19 protein-coding genes are annotated in these 20,861 nt (G+C 74.2%); 16 read left to right on the plus strand and 3 right to left on the minus strand.

The features are described from left to right. Positions 1 to 153 precede the first annotated feature (153 nt). The 4 genes from ABTZ17_RS09665 (at position 154) to ABTZ17_RS09680 (ending at position 6,181) form a co-directional block, all read left to right on the plus strand. Positions 154 to 1,515 (plus strand): aspartate aminotransferase family protein, encoded by a 1,362-nt coding sequence (locus ABTZ17_RS09665; protein WP_352194996.1) that lies wholly within the window; start codon positions 154 to 156, stop codon positions 1,513 to 1,515. 187 nt (positions 1,516 to 1,702) lie between these two features. Continuing rightward, the gene (locus ABTZ17_RS09670; RefSeq protein WP_352194997.1) at positions 1,703 to 2,401 is read left to right on the plus strand and encodes a GntR family transcriptional regulator; all 699 of its coding nucleotides are present in this window, start codon (positions 1,703 to 1,705) and stop codon (positions 2,399 to 2,401) included. Positions 2,402 to 2,616: 215 nt separating this feature from the next. After that, positions 2,617 to 5,187 (plus strand): glycosyltransferase, encoded by a 2,571-nt coding sequence (locus ABTZ17_RS09675; protein ID WP_352194998.1) that lies wholly within the window; start codon positions 2,617 to 2,619, stop codon positions 5,185 to 5,187. A 343-nt stretch (positions 5,188 to 5,530) separates the two neighbouring features. Next, positions 5,531 to 6,181: a putative DNA-mimic protein gene (locus ABTZ17_RS09680; protein WP_352194999.1), complete on the plus strand. Its 651-nt coding sequence runs from the start codon at positions 5,531 to 5,533 to the stop codon at positions 6,179 to 6,181. Between the two features lie 143 nt (positions 6,182 to 6,324). Here the strand turns inward: ABTZ17_RS09680 and ABTZ17_RS09685 are convergent, their stop codons facing one another. Next, positions 6,325 to 7,050 carry an SLATT domain-containing protein gene (locus ABTZ17_RS09685; protein WP_352195000.1) on the minus strand — a complete coding sequence of 242 codons (726 nt, stop codon included), beginning with the start codon at positions 7,048 to 7,050 and terminating at the stop codon, positions 6,325 to 6,327. Between the two features lie 249 nt (positions 7,051 to 7,299). Here ABTZ17_RS09685 and ABTZ17_RS09690 point away from each other — a divergent pair, with 249 nt between their 5' ends. The 8 genes from ABTZ17_RS09690 to ABTZ17_RS09725 all read left to right on the plus strand — a co-directional run bounded on the left by ABTZ17_RS09690 (position 7,300) and on the right by ABTZ17_RS09725 (position 14,752). Next, complete coding sequence (locus ABTZ17_RS09690) at positions 7,300 to 7,644, plus strand: YbaB/EbfC family nucleoid-associated protein (RefSeq protein ID WP_352195001.1); 345 nt, start codon at positions 7,300 to 7,302, stop codon at positions 7,642 to 7,644. 110 nt (positions 7,645 to 7,754) lie between these two features. Further along, a complete protein-coding gene (gene recR, locus ABTZ17_RS09695) occupies positions 7,755 to 8,354 on the plus strand; it encodes a recombination mediator RecR (protein ID WP_352195002.1) in 600 nt (199 codons plus the stop codon). Continuing rightward, positions 8,347 to 9,003 (plus strand): DUF5063 domain-containing protein, encoded by a 657-nt coding sequence (locus ABTZ17_RS09700; RefSeq protein WP_352195003.1) that lies wholly within the window; start codon positions 8,347 to 8,349, stop codon positions 9,001 to 9,003. Before recR ends, ABTZ17_RS09700 begins: the two co-directional genes overlap by 8 nt. Before the next feature lie 340 nt (positions 9,004 to 9,343). Further along, positions 9,344 to 10,618: an aspartate kinase gene (locus tag ABTZ17_RS09705; protein ID WP_352195004.1), complete on the plus strand. Its 1,275-nt coding sequence runs from the start codon at positions 9,344 to 9,346 to the stop codon at positions 10,616 to 10,618. After that, on the plus strand, positions 10,615 to 11,727 hold the full coding sequence (locus ABTZ17_RS09710; protein ID WP_352195005.1) for an aspartate-semialdehyde dehydrogenase: 1,113 nt from the start codon (positions 10,615 to 10,617) through the stop codon (positions 11,725 to 11,727). Before ABTZ17_RS09705 ends, ABTZ17_RS09710 begins: the two co-directional genes overlap by 4 nt. A gap of 269 nt (positions 11,728 to 11,996) precedes the next feature. Continuing rightward, the gene (locus ABTZ17_RS09715; protein ID WP_502994630.1) at positions 11,997 to 12,695 is read left to right on the plus strand and encodes a SigE family RNA polymerase sigma factor; all 699 of its coding nucleotides are present in this window, start codon (positions 11,997 to 11,999) and stop codon (positions 12,693 to 12,695) included. A 104-nt stretch (positions 12,696 to 12,799) separates the two neighbouring features. Then, entirely contained in the window at positions 12,800 to 13,912 is a 1,113-nt protein-coding gene (locus ABTZ17_RS09720) for a hypothetical protein (RefSeq protein WP_352195006.1), read from the plus strand. 30 nt (positions 13,913 to 13,942) lie between these two features. Then, entirely contained in the window at positions 13,943 to 14,752 is an 810-nt protein-coding gene (locus tag ABTZ17_RS09725; protein WP_352195007.1) for an SURF1 family protein, read from the plus strand. On the opposite strand, the gene ABTZ17_RS09730 is transcribed toward ABTZ17_RS09725, so the two are convergent. After that, a complete protein-coding gene (locus ABTZ17_RS09730; protein ID WP_352195008.1) occupies positions 14,733 to 16,553 on the minus strand; it encodes a prolyl oligopeptidase family serine peptidase in 1,821 nt (606 codons plus the stop codon). The genes ABTZ17_RS09725 and ABTZ17_RS09730 overlap by 20 nt on opposite strands. Before the next feature lie 81 nt (positions 16,554 to 16,634). On the opposite strand from ABTZ17_RS09730, the gene codA reads away from it, so the two are divergent. Next, a complete protein-coding gene (gene codA / locus ABTZ17_RS09735; protein ID WP_352195009.1) occupies positions 16,635 to 17,978 on the plus strand; it encodes a cytosine deaminase in 1,344 nt (447 codons plus the stop codon). Positions 17,979 to 18,133: 155 nt separating this feature from the next. Beyond that, the gene (locus tag ABTZ17_RS09740) at positions 18,134 to 18,694 is read left to right on the plus strand and encodes an NADPH-dependent FMN reductase (RefSeq protein WP_352195010.1); all 561 of its coding nucleotides are present in this window, start codon (positions 18,134 to 18,136) and stop codon (positions 18,692 to 18,694) included. 54 nt (positions 18,695 to 18,748) lie between these two features. Here ABTZ17_RS09740 and ABTZ17_RS09745 read toward each other — a convergent pair whose 3' ends face one another. Further along, positions 18,749 to 19,084, minus strand: coding sequence for a YnfA family protein (locus ABTZ17_RS09745; RefSeq protein WP_352195011.1), 336 nt, complete (start codon positions 19,082 to 19,084; stop codon positions 18,749 to 18,751). A gap of 172 nt (positions 19,085 to 19,256) precedes the next feature. On the opposite strand from ABTZ17_RS09745, the gene ABTZ17_RS09750 reads away from it, so the two are divergent. Both ABTZ17_RS09750 and ABTZ17_RS09755 read left to right on the plus strand, forming a co-directional pair. After that, a complete protein-coding gene (locus ABTZ17_RS09750; RefSeq protein WP_352195012.1) occupies positions 19,257 to 19,829 on the plus strand; it encodes a DUF6153 family protein in 573 nt (190 codons plus the stop codon). 213 nt (positions 19,830 to 20,042) lie between these two features. Beyond that, positions 20,043 to 20,822 carry a DUF305 domain-containing protein gene (locus ABTZ17_RS09755; protein WP_352195013.1) on the plus strand — a complete coding sequence of 260 codons (780 nt, stop codon included), beginning with the start codon at positions 20,043 to 20,045 and terminating at the stop codon, positions 20,820 to 20,822. The last annotated feature ends 39 nt before the right edge of the window (positions 20,823 to 20,861 follow it).

Genomic DNA, 20,861 nt, shown 5'->3' on the forward strand with positions numbered 1-20,861 from the left:
GGGACGGCGGGTGGTGGGCTGAGCTGCGGGCTTCGGTTCGGGTCCGGGGTGGGTGGGGTGGGCGTCTCGGCAGACACACTGCCGAGGTGGCCGGGTTCCGGGCTTACAGGACGCCGATGTCCTGTCCACTGGGTGGACTCTTAGCCTTGCCGCATGACCCCTCATGCCGATCCGCAGGCCGGGGCGGCCGTCAAGGCCGCCGACCGCGCGCACGTGTTCCACTCCTGGTCCGCCCAGGCCCTGATCGACCCGCTTGCCGTGGCCGGTGCCGAGGGCTCGTACTTCTGGGACTACGACGGGAACCGGTTCCTCGACTTCTCCTCCCAGCTGGTCAACACCAACATCGGGCACCAGCACCCGAAGGTCGTCGCCGCGATTCAGGAGCAGGCGGCGAAGCTGTGCACCCTCGCGCCGGGTTTCGCGGTCGAGGCGCGTTCCGAGGCGGCGCGGCTGATCGCCGAGCGCACCCCGGGGGACCTCGACAAGATCTTCTTCACCAATGGTGGTGCCGAGGCCGTCGAGAACGCGGTGCGCATGGCCCGGCTGCACACGGGCCGGGCGAAGGTGCTGTCCACCTACCGCTCGTACCACGGGGCGACGGCCGCCGCGATCAATCTGACCGGTGACCCGCGCCGCTGGCCTTCGGACACGGCGTCGGCGGGGGTCGTGCACTTCTGGGGGCCGTTCCTCTACCGTTCGCCGTTCCACGCGACGACGGAGGCGGAGGAGTGCGAGCGGGCGCTGGCGCACCTCGCGGACACCATCGCCTTCGAGGGCCCGCAGTCCATCGCGGCGATCATCCTGGAGACGGTGCCCGGCACCGCGGGCATCATGACGCCGCCCGCCGGTTACCTGCGGGGCGTCCGGGAGCTGTGTGACCGGTACGGCATCGTCTTCATCCTCGACGAGGTGATGGCGGGCTTCGGTCGGACGGGCAAGTGGTTCGCCGCGGACCACTGGGACGTCACCCCCGACCTGCTGACCTTCGCGAAGGGCGTCAACAGCGGCTACGTGCCGCTGGGCGGGGTCGCGATCTCCGCCGAGATCGCCGAGACCTTCGCGACCCGCCCCTACCCGGGCGGTCTGACCTACTCCGGTCACCCGCTGGCCTGCGGTGCTGCCGTCGCCACGATCAACGCGATGGCGGAGGAGGGCATCGTCGAGCACGCCGCCCACCTGGGCGAGAACGTGATCGGCCCGGCCCTCGCGGAGATCGCGCAGCGTCACCCGAGCGTGGGTGAGGTCCGCGGGCTCGGCACCTTCTGGGCGCTGGAGCTGGTGAAGGACAAGGAGACCCGGGAGCCGTTGGTCCCGTACAACGCGGGGGGTTCGGACAACGCGCCGATGGCGGAGTTCGCGGCGGCGTGCAAGAAGTCCGGGCTGTGGCCGTTCGTGAACATGAACCGCACGCACGTGGTCCCCGCCTGCAACATCACCGAGACGGAGGCGAAGGAGGGGCTGGCGCTCCTGGACGAGGCGCTGCTGGTCGCGGACCGGCACACCACCTCGGGCTGAGCCGCCACCCGCCCCGGACTACCCCTGTCGCCCCGCCGCCCCGTCGCCCTGCTCTGCCGGGGCGGCGGGGCGGCGGGGCGTCGTGGGCGACGGGGTGGTGGGGCGGGGCGTTCCGTGGGATCGGTCACGCGCCGTGCGGCCCCGGCTGGCCTAAGGTGTCCGGAGCCTGACGAAGGAGACGGACCCCATGGCCGGCAGCGGAGCTGTCACCCGCAACACACTGCGCCAGCAGATCGCGGACGCGCTGCGCGACGAGGTGCTGGCGGGCCGTCTGCCGCCCGGAACCGAGTTCACGGTCAAGCAGATCGCCGAGCAGTACGGGGTGTCCGCGACCCCGGTGCGCGAAGCCCTGGTCGACCTGTCGGCGCAGGGCCTCCTCGATTCCGTGCAGCACCGTGGTTTCCGGGTGCGCGTGTTCACGGCGGAGGACTTCCGGGGCATGGTCGAGGCCCGGACGCTGATAGTGGACGGGATCTTCCGGAGGCTCGCCGAGCGTGGGTCCGAGCCCGGTGGGGGTGAGGCCCTGGTCTCCGTGCGGAGGCGGGCCGACGAGGCCGAGCGGGCCGCCCGCAGCGGTTCCCTGGAGGTGCTGATCGGCTACGACCTGCGGTTTTGGCGCGAGCTGAGCGGGCTGGTCGGCAACGAGTACATCGTGGAGTTCCTGCACCGGATCCGGGTGCAGTGCTGGGTGTTCGCGGTGCCGCACCTGAAGCGGGAGCCGCGGGGCCGGGACCACCTGTGGGTCGGGCACGGGCAGCTGGTGGACGCGGTGACCCGTGGGGACGCCGAGGAGGTCCGGCGGCTGGTGCACGCGTACAACGAGCACGGGCTGGCGTGGGTGGACACGCTGTCTCCGGTCGCCCCCGTCGCGCGGTCGCGCGGATGAGCGCCGCCGAGGAGCCGGGGTCGTCCCGGGTGCCGGAGGGAGCGGGTCCGGGTACCGGTGGTCCGGAGCCGGAGGGTGTCGCTCCGGTGGCCGGTGGCGGGTACGTGGCCGCTGCCGAGGCCGCTGTCCCTGCCGGCACGTCGACGGCCACAGCCGCGCCCACCGCCACGACCGCGCTCACGACCGCGGCTGCGGCCCCGGCGTGGTGGGGGGCCGTGGAGCTGAGCGTCGTCGTGCCCGCGTACGACGAGGAGGAGCGGATCGGGCCCACCCTGGAGGCGGTCCGCGCCTATCTGGACGGGCACGTCGGGACGGGGCCGGGGGACTGGGAGCTGATCGTCGCCGATGACGGTTCGGCGGACCGTACGGCGGAGCTGGTGGCGGCCGCCGCGGTGGTGGAGCCGCGGATCAAGCTGGTGTCCTCGGAGGTCAACCGGGGCAAGGGCGATGCGTTGCGGCGCGGGGTGCTGGCCTCGTCCGGGCGGCGGGTGCTGCTCATGGACGCGGATCTGGCGACTCCGGTGGAGGAGCTGGAGCGGCTGGAGAAGGCCTTCGTCGAGGACGGCGGCGGGAGCGCGGGCGGGTTCGGGCCCGTCGACTCACGGGTCGGGCCTGTCGGCTCACCGGTCGGGCCTGTCGGCTCACCGGTCGGGTCGGGCGGGGCCGTCGCCTCACCCGCCCGGTCCGGGGCTTCCGTCGGCGCGCCGCTCGTGGCCGGGGCCCTCGGGGAGCCCGGTGTGGCGGCGGCGATCGGTTCGCGGGCGCATCCCGAGTCGGAGATCTCCCGGCACCAGGGGCGGTTGCGGGAGTTGCTGGGGCGGGCCGGGAACCGGCTCATACGCGCGGTGGCGGTGCCGGGGATCCGGGACACCCAGTGCGGTTTCAAGCTGTTCGAGGGGGACCGGGCGCGGGCCGCCTTCGCGGCTTCGCGGTTGGACGGGTGGGGGATCGACGTGGAGATCCTGCGGTACTTCCGGCAGCGGAAGTGGCCGGTGGCCGAGGTTCCGGTGCGGTGGTCGCATCAGGAGGGGTCGAAGGTCCGGCCGGGGGACTACCTGCGGGTGCTGGGCGAGCTGGTCCGGTTGAACGCGGGCGGGCTGGCCGTCGCGGCGCTGTACGTGTGGGGTGCGCTGCTGCTCTACAAGGGGCTGTGGGCGGATCCGGACCGGGCGTACCTGGCGGACGCGGGGCAGGACCAGAACCAGTGGGAGTGGTTCTTCGCGGTCACCGCGGACAACGTCTCGCACTTGCGGAATCCGTTGTTCACGACCTTCCAGGGGATGCCCGACGGGGTGAACCTGATGGGGAATACGGTGATGCTGGGGCTGTCGGTGCCGTTGACCCCGTTGACGTTGGCCCTGGGGGCCTCCGTGACCTGGGCGGTGGTGCTGACCTTCGGGCTGGCCGGGACGGCACTGGCCTGGTACTGGCTGATCCGGCGTTGGCTGGTGCGGAACCGGTGGGCGGCGGCCGCGGGTGGCGCGCTCGCGGCGTTCGCGCCGCCGATGGTCTCGCACGCGAACGCGCACCCGAACTTCTGCGTGCTCTTCATGATCCCGGTGATCGTGGACCGGGCGTTGCGGCTGTGTGCGCCGGGGCACGGGCGGAACGTGCGTCGGGACGGGGCGCTGCTGGGCCTGTTCTCGGCGTACCAGGTGTTCCTGGGCGAGGAGCCGTTCCTGCTGGCCGCGCTGGGGATGCTGGCGTTCGCGGTGGCGTACGGGCTGATGCGGCCGGACGTGACGCGGGAGGTGTGGCGTCCGCTGTTGCGCGGGCTGGGGTGGGCGGCGGCGGTGTCGGTGCCGATCGTGGCCTTCCCGTTGTGGTGGCAGTTCTTCGGGCCGCAGAGCTACACGTCGGTGTTGCACGGGGACGCGGCGGGGAACAGTCCGCTGGCGTTCGTGGAGTACGCGCAGCGTTCGTTGTTCGGGGACGAGGCGACGGCGGACAAGCTGGCGCTGAACCGGACCGAGCAGAACGCCTTCTACGGGTGGCCGTTGCTGGCGCTGTGCGCGGGCGTGGTGGTGTGGCAGTGGCGGCGGACGTCGGTACGGGCGTTGACGGTGACGGCCCTGCTGATGGCGTGGTTGTCGTTGGGGCAGCGGATCCGGGTGCCGGGGACGGATCTGGTGCTGCCGGGTCCGTGGAAGCTGCTGGCGGACAAGCCGCTGTTCGAGTCGGTGATCGAGGGGCGGGTGGCGATGGTGTGCGCGCCCGCGTTCGGTCTGCTGGTGGCGTTGGGGCTGGACCGGGTGCTGGCGTGGCCGGTGCGGAAGCAGCGGGTGCTGGGGGTGATGGCGGTGGCGGCGGCGCTGATCCCGGTGGTGCCGACGCCGTTCCCGGTGCGGGACCGGGAGCCGGTGCCGCGGTTCATCGCGGAGGGGATGTGGCGGCAGTACGTGCCCGAGGGGCGCACGCTGGTGCCGATCCCGCTGCCGGATCCGGGCGACGCGGACGCGTTGCACTGGCAGATCGGGCAGGACTTCGGGTTCCGGTTGCCGGGCGGCTACTTCATGGGGCCGTGGGGGCCGGAGCGGACGGGGATCTACGGGGCGGTGCCGCGGCACACCTCGAACATGCTGAGCGACGTCCGGTACGGCAAGGAGCCGCCGGTGATCGGTCCGGAGTGGCGGGCGCAGGCGCGGGCCGACCTGGACTGGTGGCGGGCGGGGGTGCTGGTGCTGCCGCAGCAGGAGCGGGCGGTGGAGTTGAAGCGGACCGTGACCGAGCTGGTGGGGAGGCCGCCGGTGAAGGTGCTCGATTGTTGGGTGTGGACGTACCGGTAGCGGGTGGGGGTGGTCGAGGGGCTGGGTTCGGGCGGGCGCCCGTCGGGTGGGGTGCCGCTGCGCGGGGCCTTCTCCCCGCCCCTGCCCCTGCCCGATAGCGTGGCTCCGCCGCGGACCCCTTTCGGGGCTCCGCCCCCGGACCCCCGCGCCTCAAACGCCGGCGGGGCTGGATGTGCACCCGTTGCTGCTCGGCTGACCGCCGGTGGGGCCTGAAGACCACCGGCGCCTCGATGGCCGCCGGCGGGGCTTGATCCTGGCCCCGTGCCGAGTTCTCCGGTGGTCTTCGCGTGGCGTGTCCGGCGGACTACGCTGGGCTGATCGGTGGACAACGATGGGAGCCCGTGTGGCCTGTGACCTGTGGCTGGTCCCCCTTGTCGACGTGCTGTGCCACAGCCCCGACAATCCCTTCGCGGAGGAGATCTCCGCGTACGACCGGGCGCTGGCCGAGGCCGGGCTGCCGTCCGTGCCGGTCTTCGCCTACATGCCGGGCCTGTCGGGTGACGTCGCGCCCGTGGCCGGCTTCGACTACGACGCCCTGCACTTCCTGCGGCGGGCCTATCTGCTGCACCTGTGCGGTCTGCCGGTGACTCCGGTGGACGAGCTGGGCGGGGACTACGAGCAGTTGCTGGAGATGTTCGAGGCGACGGCCCAGCAGTCGCACCTGGTGTGGCACTACGACCACGCGGGGGCGTACGTGCCGGTGGATTTCGCGGCTCCGCTGGCCAATGAGGAGTTGCTGGCCGGGGGCGGTCCGCTGGGGTCCGCTCAGGGGTTGTTGCGGGAGTTGGTGTTCGTGGCTCCGGCGATCGGGATCGATCCGGGGAATCCGCCGGCGCCGCCGGCTCCGCCGGGGCGTCCGACGGCGTTGGAGGAGCCCGCGGCTCCGTTGCCGCCGGCCGGGGGGCCGTTCGCGCGGGAGCGGCACGTGTGGCTGGGGTTGCACGCGGCCGCCACGCGGAGCCTGGGCCAAGGCTCGATGATCATCTTCAGCTGAGCCGAGCAGAGCCGAGCCGAGCCGGCGGGTACGGGCCGGGCCCCGGTCCTGGGGCCCGGCCCGGCAGCCCCGTGCGTGGGCGGCCGGCCCGGGAGCCCACGCACGGGGACGCCGGGTGGGGAGCGGCCCGATCGGGCCCGCTGTCAGCGGGGCTGCTCCGGGGGGCGTTGGCGGGGCATGTTGGGGCGGGTGCCCGGGGGGAGCGGGAAGCGGAGGGGCGGGGTGCCGGTCTCCTGGCGGGGGGCGGCCGTGGTGAGGGTCTGCATGGCCAGGGGGGCCGGGCCGGAGCGGAATTCGACCATCCAGTCGGCTGTCTCGGAGCGCACCAGTTCGGTGATGTCCTCGGAGAAGCGGCGCAGGACGGTCAGGCAGCGTTCGGCGGCTTCCCCGGCGGTGCCCTCGGTGGGGCCGAGGACCTCGCGGACGTTCTCGGAGGCCCAGTCGAACTGGAGGACCTGGAGGCGGCGCTGCACGGCCTGCGCGGTGGCCACGTCCCGCATCCAGCCCGAGGTCAGGCCGAAGAAGCGGTCCCCGGCCAGCGCGGACGCGGCGAGGAGCAGGGCCAGGTATCCCCAGGCGGCGGCGCCGGGCAGGGAGCCGGTGAGCTCCAGCAGGGGCAGGGAGGCCCCGGTGACGGTGCCGAGGGCGGCGACGCCGCGGAGGAGGCGGGCGCCGAGGCGCTTGCGGGCGCGGTCGGCGTGGTACCACTCGGCGGTGCGCAGGGCTTCGGCCTCGACCCACCGGTAGAGCTCGTCGAGGCGTTCCGCGGGCTCGCCCCAGTCGCCGAGGGGGAACGGCCGGCCGGTCAGGTCCTCCCCGCCGCCTTCCTCTCTGGGGGGCCCCTCGGGCTGCATTTCCGGCTGACTCACCCGGCACTCCCTCTGCCTGCGCTGACGTGTGGTGGTGCGCGTGTGCGCCAATGATGCGCCACCCCTTCCTACCTCCGAATGGCGGGTCGCGGGCCGCGATTCCCCGGATTTCCGCCGTCAGGGACCCCTTGATCAGGTACGGGGGCGGCCGGACTCTCACTCGAAAGAGTTGGTCCTCATGGCGTAGGGCGCGGTGCGCGGGGAGCACGTAGGCTCGGATTCGAGCGAACGACAAGGAGTGTGTGACCCGTGATTCCCGGTGGCGGCCAGCCCAACATGCAGCAGCTGCTGCAGCAGGCCCAGAAGATGCAGCGTGACCTCGCCGAGGCGCAGGCGCAGCTTGCCGAGGCCGAGGTCGAGGGCCAGGCCGGTGGCGGTCTGGTCAAGGCGACCGTGACGGGCTCGGGTGAGCTGCGGTCCCTGGTCATCGACCCGAAGGCGGTGGATCCGGAGGACACCGAGACGCTGGCGGACCTGGTGGTCGCGGCGGTGCAGGCGGCGAACGAGAACGCCCAGGCGCTCCAGCAGGAGAAGCTCGGCCCGCTGGCGCAGGGGCTGGGCGGCGGTTCGGGGATCCCGGGCCTGCCCTTCTGAGGGGTCCCGCCGCTACCGTACGTACTCCGTCGGGCCCGCCGGGTCGCGGTGGATCCGAGCAGTGACCGCGGGCGGCAGCCCGGCGCAGTACCGAGAGAGAAGGCAGTCCGTTGTACGAAGGCGTGGTCCAGGACCTGATCGACGAACTGGGCAGGCTGCCCGGCGTCGGGCCCAAGAGCGCGCAGCGGATCGCCTTCCACGTGCTGCAGTCGGAGCCGGCGGACGTGCGTCGGCTGGCGCACGCGCTGCTGGAGGTCAAGGAGCGGGTGCGGTTCTGCGCGGTGTGCGGGAACGTCGCCCAGGAGGAGCGGTGCGCGGTCTGTCGTGACCCGCGCCGGGACGTTTCGGTGATCTGTGTGGTGGAGGAGCCGAAGGACGTGGTGGCGATCGAGCGGACCCGTGAGTTCCGGGGCCGGTACCACGTGCTCGGCGGGGCGATCAGCCCGATCGAGGGCGTGGGCCCGGACGACCTGCGGATCCGGGAGCTGCTGGCGCGTCTCGCGGACGGTGCGGTGAGCGAGCTGATCCTGGCGACCGACCCCAATCTGGAGGGTGAGGCCACGGCCACGTACCTCGCCCGGATGATCAAGCCGATGGGCCTGAAGGTCACCCGCCTGGCCAGCGGACTCCCCGTCGGGGGAGATCTGGAGTACGCGGACGAGGTCACGCTCGGGCGGGCCTTTGAAGGAAGGCGGCTTCTCGATGTCTGACGCAACCCTGCACGCCCTGGGCCAGGATCCGGACGATTTCGCCGTCCAGATCGCCGACCAGATCGAGTCCTTCATCGTGGCGGTCACCGAGGTGGCGAAGGGCGAGGACCCGGACAGCGCGGTCCCGTTCCTGCTGCTGGAGGTCTCGCAGCTGCTGTTGGCGGGCGGGCGGCTGGGCGCGTACGAGGACGTCCTTCCGGAGGAGCGGTACGAGCCGGACCTGGGGCCGGAGCCCGACGTGGACGAGCTGCGGGAGCGGTTCGCGGTGATGTTGGACCCGGTGGACGTGTACTCGGAGGTCTTCGACCCGTACGAGCCGCGGAAGGCGCCGGTGGCGCACCGGATCTCCGACGACCTCGCGGACGTGGTGGCGGACCTCCGGCACGGGCTGGCGCACTACCGGGCGGGGCGCACCACCGAGGCCCTGTGGTGGTGGCAGTTCTCCTACTTCTCCAACTGGGGATCCACGGCCTCGGCGACGCTGCGGGCCCTGCAGTCGCTGGTGGCGCACGTGCGGTTGGACCAGCCGTTGGAGGACCTGGACGGGCTCGACACCGACGAGGACCTGGGCGAGGACGACCTGGCGGAGGCGGCGGGCCGGGTGATGGTCCAGGAGATCGCCGGTCCGCTGGGTCTGGGTCGCGGCTGAGGCCCGCCCCGCGTCCCCTGCTCCCCGTCCGTGCTCTGCCGACCCCGCCTGCCCGCTCTCCTGCTTCGGGACATCGGCACGTCGGCCCGTCCGCCCGTCGGTCCGTCGGATCTGTGGTGTCGGGCCCGCCGTCCGTCGCCCCGTGCCCCGGCCGGTAGGGTTCCCACCTGCGGTTTCCTGTCCGCGTCCGGGTACCGGGCGGCGGGCGCGGGAACTCCCGGGGTATCCCGCTCGTCCTTTTACGTGAAGATCACATCTCATGATGTGGTACGCGAAGGTCGGATCGCGGTCCCTCGTTAGACTGAGCCGACCGCAGTAACGGATTGAGCGAGGAGCGCACGTGGGCCTTGTCGTGCAGAAGTACGGAGGCTCCTCCGTAGCCGATGCCGAGGGCATCAAGCGCGTCGCCAAGCGGATCGTCGATGCCAAGAAGAACGGCCACCAGGTGGTCGTCGTGGTGTCGGCGATGGGCGACACGACGGACGAGCTGATCGATCTCGCCGAGCAGGTATCTCCGATGCCCACCGGCCGGGAATTCGACATGCTGCTGACCGCCGGAGAGCGGATCTCCATGGCCCTGCTGGCCATGGCGATCAAAAACCTGGGCCACGAGGCCCAGTCGTTCACCGGTAGCCAGGCAGGCGTCATCACCGACTCGGTCCACAACAAAGCGCGCATCATCGATGTCACGCCGGGCCGGATCCGCACCGCGCTGGACGAGGGCAACATCGCCATCGTCGCCGGTTTCCAGGGGGTGTCCGCGGACTCCAAGGACATCACCACCCTCGGCCGTGGTGGCTCGGACACCACCGCCGTCGCGCTGGCCGCCGCCCTCGACGCGGAGGTCTGCGAGATCTACACCGACGTGGACGGCGTGTTCACCGCCGACCCGCGCGTGGTGAAGAAGGCCCGGAAGATCGACTGGATCTCCTCCGAGGACATGCTGGAGCTGGCCGCGTCCGGCTCCAAGGTGCTGCTCCACCGCTGTGTGGAGTACGCCCGCCGATACGACATTCCGATCCACGTCCGCTCGTCCTTCTCCGGACTGCGCGGCACCTGGGTCAGCAACGAGAAGCCGCAAGGGGACGAGCAGGTGGAGCACGCCATCATCTCCGGAGTCGCTCACGACGTCTCCGAAGCCAAGATCACGGTCGTCGGCGTTCCGGACAAGCCGGGCGAGGCCGCGGCGATCTTCCGCGCCGTCGCGGACGCCGAGATCAACATCGACATGATCGTGCAGAACGTGTCCGCCGCCTCCACCGGGCTGACCGACATCTCCTTCACCCTCCCCAAGAGCGAGGGCCACAAGGCCATCGACGCCCTGGAGAAGGCGAAGGCCGCGATCGGCTTCGACTCCCTGCGCTACGACGACCAGATCGGCAAGATCTCCCTGGTCGGCGCGGGCATGAAGACCAACCCGGGCGTCACCGCCTCCTTCTTCCAGGCGCTGTCCGACGCGGGCGTCAACATCGAGCTGATCTCCACCTCGGAGATCCGCATCTCGGTGGTGACCCGCCAGGACGACGTCAACGCCGCCGTGATCGCCGTGCACACGGCCTTCGGCCTCGACTCCGACAGCGACGAGGCCGTCGTCTACGGAGGCACCGGACGATGACCGCGGCCCGGTCCGCCCCGGCGCTCGCCGTGGTCGGGGCGACCGGAGCGGTCGGTTCGGCCCTGCTCCAGATCCTGTCCGCCCGCGCGGACGTCTGGGGCGACGTACGCCTCATCGCCTCCTCCCGCTCGGCCGGCCTCCGCAGGGCCGTCCGCGGGGAGGAGGTCGAGGTGCTGCCCCTCACCGAGGACGCCTTCGACGGCCTCGGACCGGGGGACGCCGTCGTGTTCCTCACCCCGCCGGAGGTCTCCGCCCGCTGGGCGCCCCTGGCGGCCGCCCGCGGCCCCGTCGTCGTGGACCGCTCCCCGGCCTTCCGCGCGGACCCCGACGTGCCCCTGCTGGTGCCCGACCTCACCGGCGCCGCCCCGGCCGCCGACCCGGTCACGGCCGCCCCGCCCCACGGGACCTCCGCGCCCCGCGGGATCGTCGCGGGCCCCGGCCCCACGGCCCTGATCCTGCTGCCGGCCCTGGCCGCCCTGCACGCCGAGTACGGGCTGACCGGACTCCAACTGTCCACGTACCAGGCCGCCACCGGAGCAGGCCGCTCCGGCGCCGCCGCCCTGCGCCGGCAGCTCACCCTCGTCGAGGGCGCCGCCCTCGGCGAACGCCCCGGCGACGTCCGCCGCGCCGTGGGAGAGGACACCGGCCCCTTCGCCGCGCCCCTCGCCCTCAACGTCGTCCCCTGGACCGGAGGCCCCGAGGCCGACGGCTGGTCCGCCGAGGAACTCGCCCTGCGCGCCGAACTCCGCCGCGTCCTCGACCTGCCCGCCCTCCCCGTCGCCGTGACCTGCGTGCAGGTCCCCGTCATCACCGGACACTCCGTCACCGTCCGCGCCCGCTTCGGCCGGCAGACCACCGTCGACGGGGCCCACGCCGTGCTCGCCGCCGCCCCCGGGGTGGTCCTCGCCGACGACCCCGCCGCCGGCGAGTTCCCCACCCCCGCCGACGCCGCGGGCACCGACCCCACCTGGGCGGGCCGGGTCCGCCGCTCCCTCGACGACGACCACGCCCTGGAGTTCTTCGTCTGCGCCGACGACCTCCGCGCCGGCTCCGCACTCGCCGCCCTGCGGACCGCGGAACTGCTCACCCCCGGAACGGCGTCCGCCTGACGGGGGCAGCCCGACCGGGCCGCCTGACGGGGGCCGAGGCCCGCGAGCGGCGCCCGGAACGGGCGGACGGGCCGGGGACTCGGGGCGGGCGCACCGCCCATCACTTTGTAGGATCTTGAACTGATCCCTCGATCAAGGTGCCGGCCCCGCTGCCGCCCGGATGAATGGGGCAACTGGGAAGAACGGGTAGGGATGCGGGTAGACGAGAGGGTTCCGGGCGGCTTGCCTTTCGCGTACAACCCTCCGGCGGGGAAGCGCGTCCAACTGGCGTGGCTCAGGTACTCGACATCGCGATCCCCGTGGGCGGCGCCCTCGCCCCGCCCCGCAGGCGGCCCCGCACACCCGCGGGCGGTTCCCGCGCGTCCGGCCCCGGCGGGGGCATGCCGGTGATCGCTCCCCTGCGGCCCTCCGCGCGCGCGGGCAAGGTGCCCTCCCCGCGCTCCGACTCCGAGACGGCCGCCACGACGGCCGCCGCCGGCACCACCGTCGACCACCTCACCGAGACCTACCGGGCCCACTACCGCTCGCTCCTCGGTCTCGCCGCCCTGCTCCTGGACGACACCGCCTCCTGCGAGGACGTGGTCCAGGAGGCCTTCATCCGCGTGCACTCGGCCCGCAGCCGGGTCCGCGAACCGGAGAAGACGCTGGCGTACCTGCGCCAGACGGTGGTGAACCTCTCGCGTTCCGCCCTCCGCCGGCGCATCCTCAGCCTCAAACTGCTGTCGAAGCCGATGCCCGACATGGCGAGCGCGGAGGAGGGGGCGTACGACCAGCTGGAGCGCGACGACCTCATCAAGGCGATGAAGGGGATCCAGCGGCGCCAGCGCGAGGTGCTCGTGCTGCGTTACTTCGCCGACATGACGGAGGCCCAGGTCGCCGAGACCCTGGGCATCTCGCTGGGATCCGTGAAGGCCTACGGATCCCGCGGCATCGCGGCACTGAGGGTGGCCATGGAGGCGGGCCGGTGAACCGACGCAGCGATCACGACGGACCCCGTCACGAGCGACCCGGTCACGAACGATCCGATCACGACGGACCCAGCGAGCAGACCGACCTGATGGGGAGCGGCGGAGTGAACGGCGGCAGGGGACCCGAGGACGAACCGGCCCTGCGGCTGTTGCTGCAGGGGGCCGTGGACGGGCTGAAGCCCTCCGACGGGGCGCTGGAGCGCCTCCGGATCGCGGTGCCGGCGCGGCGGGCCCGGAAGCGGCAGGCCCTCGTGGGCGTGTCCGCGGCGGCTGCCCTGCTGGTGGGCATCACCGTGCCGGCGCTGCTGCGCGGCGGCCCGGACGGCTCCGGCTCCGACGACCGGTCGGCGATCGCCGGGCACGGCGAGCAGGCCCTGCGGTCCGGTTCCCCCGAGGGCGGCATCACCCCCGATCTGACCTGGCCGGGGCTGCCCGACCCGACGCCGCGGGCCTCCCGGCCCGGACAGCGCGACGAGAAGCCCGGCGGCGGGACGGGCGGTCACCCGGGCACCGATCCGCGGGATCCGGACACCGTCTCGGGTGGCGTGCCGGGGACCGTCGGCGGGGGCACCGGCCCGCTGCCGCCCGAGGTCGGCGACCCCGTCCCGATCTGTGAGGCCGATCAGCTCGGGGTGGCCCTGCAGGAGACGCGGGACCCGGACGCCGACGGCAAGGTGTACGGGACGTTCCGGATCACCAACGTCTCGCAGGGGGACTGCCGGGTCGGGGGCGCCGGCACCTTCGCGGCGGTGGCCTCGGGCGCGGCCGACCCGTCGCGGATCACGGTGGTGGAGCACACGGTCGGGGACCCGGCGACGGGGCTGCCCGGTCCCGGTGCGGAGACCCCGGGTCTCGTGCTGGCCCCGAACGGCGGGTACGAGGTGCGGTTCGCGTTCGTTCCCTCACAGGGCTGCCCGAGCACGAGCACCCCGCCGCCGCCCGAGCCCGGCGCCGACCCGACGGGCGGCACCACCGAGGGCACGACCGACCCGGGCACCGGGGAACCGGGCGGGGACGACGGCCTGGACGACACCGACCCGCTCGGCGACGCCGAGGGCACGACCGGCGACACCGGGGGCGGCACGGCCGCGGGCAGCATCGAGGTGACGCACGTGGCGGAGCCCGGAGCGCCGGCCGCCGTGGCCGTGGTCACCGACGCCTGCGCGGGCACCGTCTACCGGACCGGAGTGCTGCCCGCGGAGGAGCCCGCCTCCTGATCGGGGCGGGCGGGCCCGTACGGTGGAGGGGTGCACCGCTTCCTGCTGACCCCGCGCTGGTGGGGGATCAACGTCTTCGTCGTGCTGGCCGTCCCGGTGTGCCTGTTCATGGGCACCTGGCAGCTGGGCCGGTTCGAGGACCGCGTCGACACCCACCGCGAGGCCGAGGCCGCCGCCACCGGCGCGAAGTCCCCGGCACGGCCGCTGGAACAGCTCCTGCCCGTGGACAAGAAGACCTCCGGGGAGCCCGCGACGGCCGCCGGGACCTGGGCCGAACAGCTGCTGGTGCCCGAGCGGATGCTCGACGGCGAGGAGGGCTTCTACGTCCTCACGCTGCTGAGGACCGACGCGGGCAAGGCCGTGCCGGTGGTCCGCGGCTGGCTGCCCGGCGTCGCGGACCCGGCGAAGGCCCCGCCCGCGCCCACCGGCCGCGGCGAGGTCACCGGGCTGCTCCAGGCCCCCGAGAACTCCTCCACCAAGGGCGTCCACAGCCGGGGCGGGCTGCCCGCCGGACAGCTCGGCGTGATCGGCGCGGCCTCCCTGGTCAACCTGGTGCCCTACCCGCTGTACGACGCCTGGCTGACGCTGCCGCAGGTGCCCGCGGGCTCCCCCGCCGGGATGCTGGCGGTGCCGGTGAAGGCCCCCACCAACACCGGGCTGGACCTGAAGGCGTTCCAGAACCTCGGCTACACCGGCGAGTGGTTCGTCTTCGCGGCGTTCGTGCTCTTCATGTGGTGGCGGCTGTACCGCCGCGAGGTGGAGGCGATCCGGGACGCGGAACTCGGCCTCGTCCCGGACCCCCGCCCGGACCCGGAGCCCGCTACGCGGGCAGGTGCCTGAGCGCGAAGGCGATCTCCAGCCCCACCTGCTTGATGCGTTCCTCCACCACCAGCGAGCCGTGCCCGGCGTCGTACCGGTACACCTCGTGCTCCGCGCCGCGGGCCGCCAGCCGGTCCACGTAGCGGTCGATCTGGCGGATCGGGCAGCGCGGGTCGTTGACCCCCGCCGCGATGTACACGGGGGCCTTCACCTCGTCCACGTACGTCAGCGGGGACGAGGCCGCGAACCGGTCCGGGACCTCCTCGGGCGTGCCGCCGAACAGGGTCCGGTCCAGGGCCTTCAGGGCCTCCATCTCGTCCTCGTAGGCCGTCACGTAGTCCGCCACGGGCACCGCGGCCAGGCCCACCGCCCAGTCGTCGGGGCGGGTCCCCAGCCCCAGCAGGGTCAGGTAGCCGCCCCAGGAGCCGCCGGACAGCACCAGGCGCGCGGGGTCGGCGAGCCCGGACTCCACGGCCCAGGCGCGGACCGCCGAGACGTCCTCCAGCTCGATCAGGCCCACCCGGTGCTTCAGGGCGTCCGTCCACTCCCGGCCGTAGCCGGTGGAACCGCGGTAGTTGACGCGGACCACCGCGAAGCCGTGGTCCAGCCAGGCCGCCGGGCCCGCCGCGAAGGCGTCGCTGTCGTGCCAGGTGGGGCCGCCGTGGATCTCGAACACCGTCGGGAAAGGGCCCTCGCCCGTGGCGGGCCGCTGCACCAGGGCGTGGATCCGGCCGCCCGGACCCTCCACCCAGGCGTCCTCCACGGGCAGGGAGCCGGGGGCCCGCGGGCCGGGCGCCTCCAGCACGGTGCGGCCTGTCGTGGAACGCACCGAGGAGGGCTCCGCCGCCGAGGACCACAGGTACTCGACGGTGCCGTCGGGGCGGGCCGTGGCCCCCGACACCGAACCGCGCGGGGTCTCCACCCGGGTCAGCTCGGCGGTGGCCAGGTCGTAGCGCCACAGCTCGCTGCGGGCCTCGAAGGCGTGCTCGACGAGCAGGGCGGAGGCGTCCGGGTACCACTCGGCGGCCACGTCCCCGGGCAGGTCCACGGCGAGGTCCCGCTCCGAGCCGTCGGCGACGTCCCACAGCATCGGCTCCCAGCGGCCCCGCCGCTGGTGCCCGACGAGCAGCCGGGTGTCCCCGGGCACCGGGGCGAAGCCCAGCACCTCCAGACCCAGCTCCTCGGTGCCGCCCTTGGTGTCGTCGAGTTCGGCGACGGTGGCGCCGGTCGGGTCCACCACCCGCACCGCCGCGTGCATGGCGTCCCCGTGCTCGGTGTGCTCCAGGGCGATCAGGGTGCCGTCGCGGGACAGGTCCCCGACGCCGGCGGACTCGCGGTGCCGGTAGATCTCCACGGGCGCGGCGCCGGGACGCACCACGTGCACGGTGGTGCCGGTCTCGTCGGTGGACCGGCCCACCACGGCCGTGCCGTCCCGGCCGATGGCCAGGCCCGCCGGGTAGGAGGGCTCCAGGCCCGGGGTGGCGGGCTCGTCGGGCCCGCCCGCGAAGGGCTGGCGCAGCCACACCCCGAACTCGTCGCCGTCGGTGTCCGAGAACCACCACAGCCACTCACCGTCGGGGGACAGGGTGCCGTCCGTGGTGCCGTTGGGCCGGTCCGTGGCCTGCCGGCGTTCCCCGGTGACCCGGTCCCAGGCGTACAGCTCGTAGGTGCCGGTGGTGTTCGAGACGAACAGGCAGCGGTCGGGCGCGTCCTCGGCCCACTCGGGCAGGCCGACCCGCGGGGCCCGGAAGCGCTTCTCCCAGTCGGGGGTCTCCCGACCGGCGGACTGGCTGGTGTCAGGGGCATCGGTCATGCGTCCCATTCTGTCCGCCCCGCCGCCGCGCCAGGACGGACCCGGCGAACCTCCGGTGCCGGAACGGGCGAGGCCCCTAGGGTGCGGGGCATGCAGATCATCGTGCGCGGGGCCCGGCTGGCGACCGAGGGCGGCGGGACCGCGCCCGGAACGTACGACGTCGAGTGCGAGGGCGGGCGGATCGCCCGCGTGCTGCCCGCCGACGACCAGAAGGAACCCCCGGCGACCGGGCGGGTCATCGAGGCCCACGGGGCGCTGCTCACCCCGCCGTTCGTGGAGCCGCACATCCACCTCGACACCGCGCTCACCGCGGGCGAGCCCCGCTGGAACGCCTCCGGCACCCTGTGGGAGGGCATCGCGTGCTGGAGCGAGCGGAAGCGGACCCTGACCCGGGAGGACGTGGTCTCCCGGGCCACGGAGGTGCTGCGCTGGCAGGCCGCCCAGGGGGTGCTGCACGTCCGGACGCACTGCGACACCACGGATCCGGAACTGACGGCTCTGGACGCGCTGCTGGAGGTCCGGGACCGGGTCCGGGACGTGCTGGACCTCCAGGTGACGGCCTTCCCGCAGGAGGGCGTGCACTCCTTCCCCGGCGGGGCCGAGCTGTTGGCGGAGGCCGTGGCGCGGGGAGTCGACGCGGTGGGCGCCATCCCGCACTACGAGGACACCCGCGAGGACGGCGTGGCCTCCCTGCACACCGTGTTCGCGTTGGCGGAACGGCACGGGCTGCGGATCGACGCGCACTGCGACGAGACCGACGACGAGCAGTCCCGTTTCGTGGAGGTGCTGGCCGCGCTGGCCCTGCGCTCCGGCCTGCGGGACCGGGTCACCGCCTCCCACACCACGGCCATGGGCTCGTACAACGGCTCCTACGCGCACCGGCTCCAGGGGCTGCTGGTCCGCTCCGGCATCGGCCTGGTCTGCAACCCCTTCGCCAACCTCAACCTCCAGGGTCGTTTCGACGACCACCCGAAGCGGCGCGGCCTGACCCGGGTCAAGGAGCTGCTCGGCGCCGGGTGTCCGGTGGCCTTCGGGCACGACGACGTGATGGACCCGTGGAACCCGCTGGGCACCGGCAACCCCCTCCAGACCGTGCTGGCCGGGGTGTACGCGGCGCAGCTGACGGGTCCGGAGGAGATCGATACGGCCTTCTCGATGGTGACCGACCGGGCCGCCCGGGTGCTGGGCCTGGGCGAGGGGTACGGGCTGGTCGCGGGCCGGCCCGCGAACTTCCTGCTGCTGCCCGCGGACTCGCCCTTCGACGCCGTGCGCCGGCAGGTCGCCCCCCGGTACGTGGTGTCCCGGGGTCGGGTCCTCGCCGAGACCCCGTACGCCCCGGCCCGCTTGTACTGGCCCGGGGAGGACCCCGAACCGGTGGACTTCGTGCGGCGCCGCGACGCGGACTCCGCGCACTGGCGGCGCCTGCCGTTCTGAGCGGGCGGGCCGGTCCGGACCTGTGCGCGCCGGGGTGGGGGAGGCGCGGGCGAGGCGTGGGGCGGGCCGTCCGGGGAGCGGACGGGCGGGCCGCGGCCGACCCGCCATCGGTGATCATGGGCGGCGACATCCGACACCTCCGGAAGGCCGTGCCCATGCCCCGCTTGCTCGTCATCGCCGGCAGCACCCGCCCGACCACCGCGGGCCGTCCCGTGGCCCGCTGGATCGCCGACCTCGCGCAGGAGCGCGGCGGCTTCGAGGTCGCCGAGGCCGACCTCGGCAAGATCGCGCTGCCCTTCCTCGACGAACCCGAACTGCCCGCCACCGGCACCTATCTGCATCAGCACACCAAGGACTGGAGCGCGACCGTCTCCGCCGCCGACGCCGTGGTGCTGGTGATGCCCATGTACAACGGCGGGTTCACCGCCCCGGTCAAGAACGCCCTGGACACGCTGTACCACGAGTGGAAGGGCCTGCCGCTGGGCGTGGTCAGCTACACCGCGGGTCCTTCCGGCGGCGCGCCGGCCGTCGCGATGCTCCGGCCCGTCCTGGACCGGCTGGGCCTGCGGACCGTCGAGCCCGCGCTGTCCCTGCCGGGCATCCGCGCGGAGGGGTTCACCGCCGCGGAGGAGCAGACGGCGGGCGCCCGCGCGCTGCTGGACGCGCTCGCGGCCGCCGTCGCCGAGGCCGCGGCGGAGCCGGCCGCCCAGGGCTGAGCGGACCTTCCCGGGGGCGGCGCGCGGTGTGCGGTCGCTCCCCGGGGCGGGCCGTCAGTGGCCGCGCGGGGCGTACATGATGACGGCCATGCCCACCAGGCAGACCAGGGCGCCGGTGACGTCCCAGCGGTCGGGGCGGTAGCCGTCCACGGCCATCCCCCAGGCCAGCGAGCCGGCCACGAACACCCCGCCGTACGCGGCGAGGATCCGGCCGAACTCGGCGTCGCTCTGGAGGGTGGCGACCACCCCGTACAGGCCGAGGGCGATCACCCCGGCGCCGATCCACAGCCAGCCCCGGTGTTCGCGCAGCCCCTGCCACACCAGCCAGGCCCCTCCGATCTCGAACAGCGCGGCCACGACGAACAGCAGGACGGAACGGGCGACGAGCACGGGGGTCTCCAGGTCGGGCGGTGGATCCGGGCGGTGGGTCCGGGGGATCGGGCGGTGGGGCGGGTGGTTCCGGCGGGTGGGACGGTTCCGGCGGGTGCGGTGCGGCGACGGTCCCGGCGGTGACGGTCCGGGTGGTGGCACCGCGGTCGGGACGTCCGCATACGATGCCCCCATGAGGCGACGGACGCGGTACCGGAGCGGGCCCGACGGGCCGCGCTTCCGCGTGCTGCTCGTCCTGGCCGTGCTCGCGGGGATCCTCGCCATGCACGGGCTCGGCTCCGCCCCCGCGGTCGCGGCGCCGGTCGCGCACCAGCCTGCCACGGCGGGTCCGGCACCCGCCGGGCCGGGCACGGGTCATCACGTGACGCCCTCCGCCCCGCCGCAGACGGCAGCCGCCGCTTCCGTCGGCCACGGCGCACCCGTGGGCCATGCCGCACCCGTGGGCCATGCCGCGCAGGCCCCGGCCGGACACCCCGCCCCGGTCCCCGCCGCCGGCCCTGCGCCGGCTCCCGACCACGCCTGCGGCCACCACGCCGCCGGCTCCGGTGGCACCGGCGGGCACCTGCGGCACGCCGACCCCACCTGCGCGGCGGGCGGCACCAGCACCGGGCCGGTCCTGCCGGCCCTGGCCCCCGCACCCGCCGGCGGCGCACCCGTGGCCTCCGGCCGGCCCGCCGGATCCGCCGGGCCCGTGGCCGGCACGGTCCCGCCCGACCTCAGCGAACTCCAGCTCCTGCGCATATAGGCGGCTCCGCGGGCCCGCCCCCGGGGCCCCGCCCGGACCCGTCTCGTACCGGACCGGCCGGCGCCCGCCCTCGCCGCACCCGCGGCCCGGCCCGCCCGCCCCCGCCGTCCCGATCCACCCTCACCGCGCGCACCGCGGCGCCCCGGCGCCCCCGGTCCCTCCGGCACGCCCCCGGCCGCCGCCCGGTCCGCGCCCCCGCACAGGAGCGTTCTCATGACCTCGTACGACCCCACCACGGCGCCCACGAACACGGCGCCCACGAACACGGCGTCCATCACCACGGTGCCCCGCGCCGCCGTCGCGCAGACCGCCCCGGCCCGCCGGGCCCGTACCGTCGTGGCCGCTGCCGCCGCCACGGCCGCCGCCGCGCTGCTGCTGGGCGCCTGCGGCACCGCCGGCTCCGGCGCCGGGCACGAGGGCGGACACCGGCCCGGTCCCGGCGGCACCGCCACCGTCTCCGGCGCGCCCTCCGGGTCCCCGTCCGCCGCGCCCGGTACCGCCGAGGGCACCCCCAACGCCGCCGACACCGCCTTCGCCCAGGGCATGGTCCCCCACCACCGGCAGGCCCTGGAGATGGCCGAGCTGGTCCCGGACCGTTCGGCCTCCCCGCGGGTCCGGGCCCTCGCCGAGGAGATCCGCCGGGCCCAGGACCCGGAGATCGCCACCCTCACCGGCTGGCTCCGCGCCTGGGGGCAGCCGGTGCCCGAGGGCGGCGGTCACGCCGGGCACGCCATGCCCGGTGCCACCGGGGAGTCCGGCACCGCCGGGATGATGACGGGCCGCGAGATGGCGGACCTCGCCGCCGCCGAAGGGGCCGCCTTCGACCGGGCCTTCCTCACCCTGATGGTCCGCCACCACGAGGGCGCCGTGTCGATGGCCCGGGACGAGCTGGCCCGCGGCGCGTACGGGCCCGCCAAGAAGATGGCCGGTGCCATCGTCGGCTCCCAGAGCGCGGAGATCGCCCGGATGAAGAAGCTGCTCGCCGGCGGCTGAGGCTCCGGGCGCCCCGGGCGCGGCCGGGCGGGCACACCG

The organism is Streptomyces sp. NPDC097619, assembly GCF_040302735.1.
In the GTDB taxonomy this organism is placed as follows: domain Bacteria; phylum Actinomycetota; class Actinomycetes; order Streptomycetales; family Streptomycetaceae; genus Streptomyces.

Coding starts and splice junctions, on each gene's coding strand:
- ABTZ17_RS09730 (WP_352195008.1), bottom strand. CDS start 16,553: ATGGGACGCATGACCGATGCCCCTGACACCAGCCAGTCCGCCGGTCGG.
- ABTZ17_RS09700 (WP_352195003.1), top strand. CDS start 8,347: ATGTCTGACGCAACCCTGCACGCCCTGGGCCAGGATCCGGACGATTTC.
- ABTZ17_RS09665 (WP_352194996.1), top strand. CDS start 154: ATGACCCCTCATGCCGATCCGCAGGCCGGGGCGGCCGTCAAGGCCGCC.
- ABTZ17_RS09710 (WP_352195005.1), top strand. CDS start 10,615: ATGACCGCGGCCCGGTCCGCCCCGGCGCTCGCCGTGGTCGGGGCGACC.
- ABTZ17_RS09750 (WP_352195012.1), top strand. CDS start 19,257: ATGAGGCGACGGACGCGGTACCGGAGCGGGCCCGACGGGCCGCGCTTC.
- ABTZ17_RS09670 (WP_352194997.1), top strand. CDS start 1,703: ATGGCCGGCAGCGGAGCTGTCACCCGCAACACACTGCGCCAGCAGATC.
- codA (WP_352195009.1), top strand. CDS start 16,635: ATGCAGATCATCGTGCGCGGGGCCCGGCTGGCGACCGAGGGCGGCGGG.
- ABTZ17_RS09755 (WP_352195013.1), top strand. CDS start 20,043: ATGACCTCGTACGACCCCACCACGGCGCCCACGAACACGGCGCCCACG.
- ABTZ17_RS09740 (WP_352195010.1), top strand. CDS start 18,134: ATGCCCCGCTTGCTCGTCATCGCCGGCAGCACCCGCCCGACCACCGCG.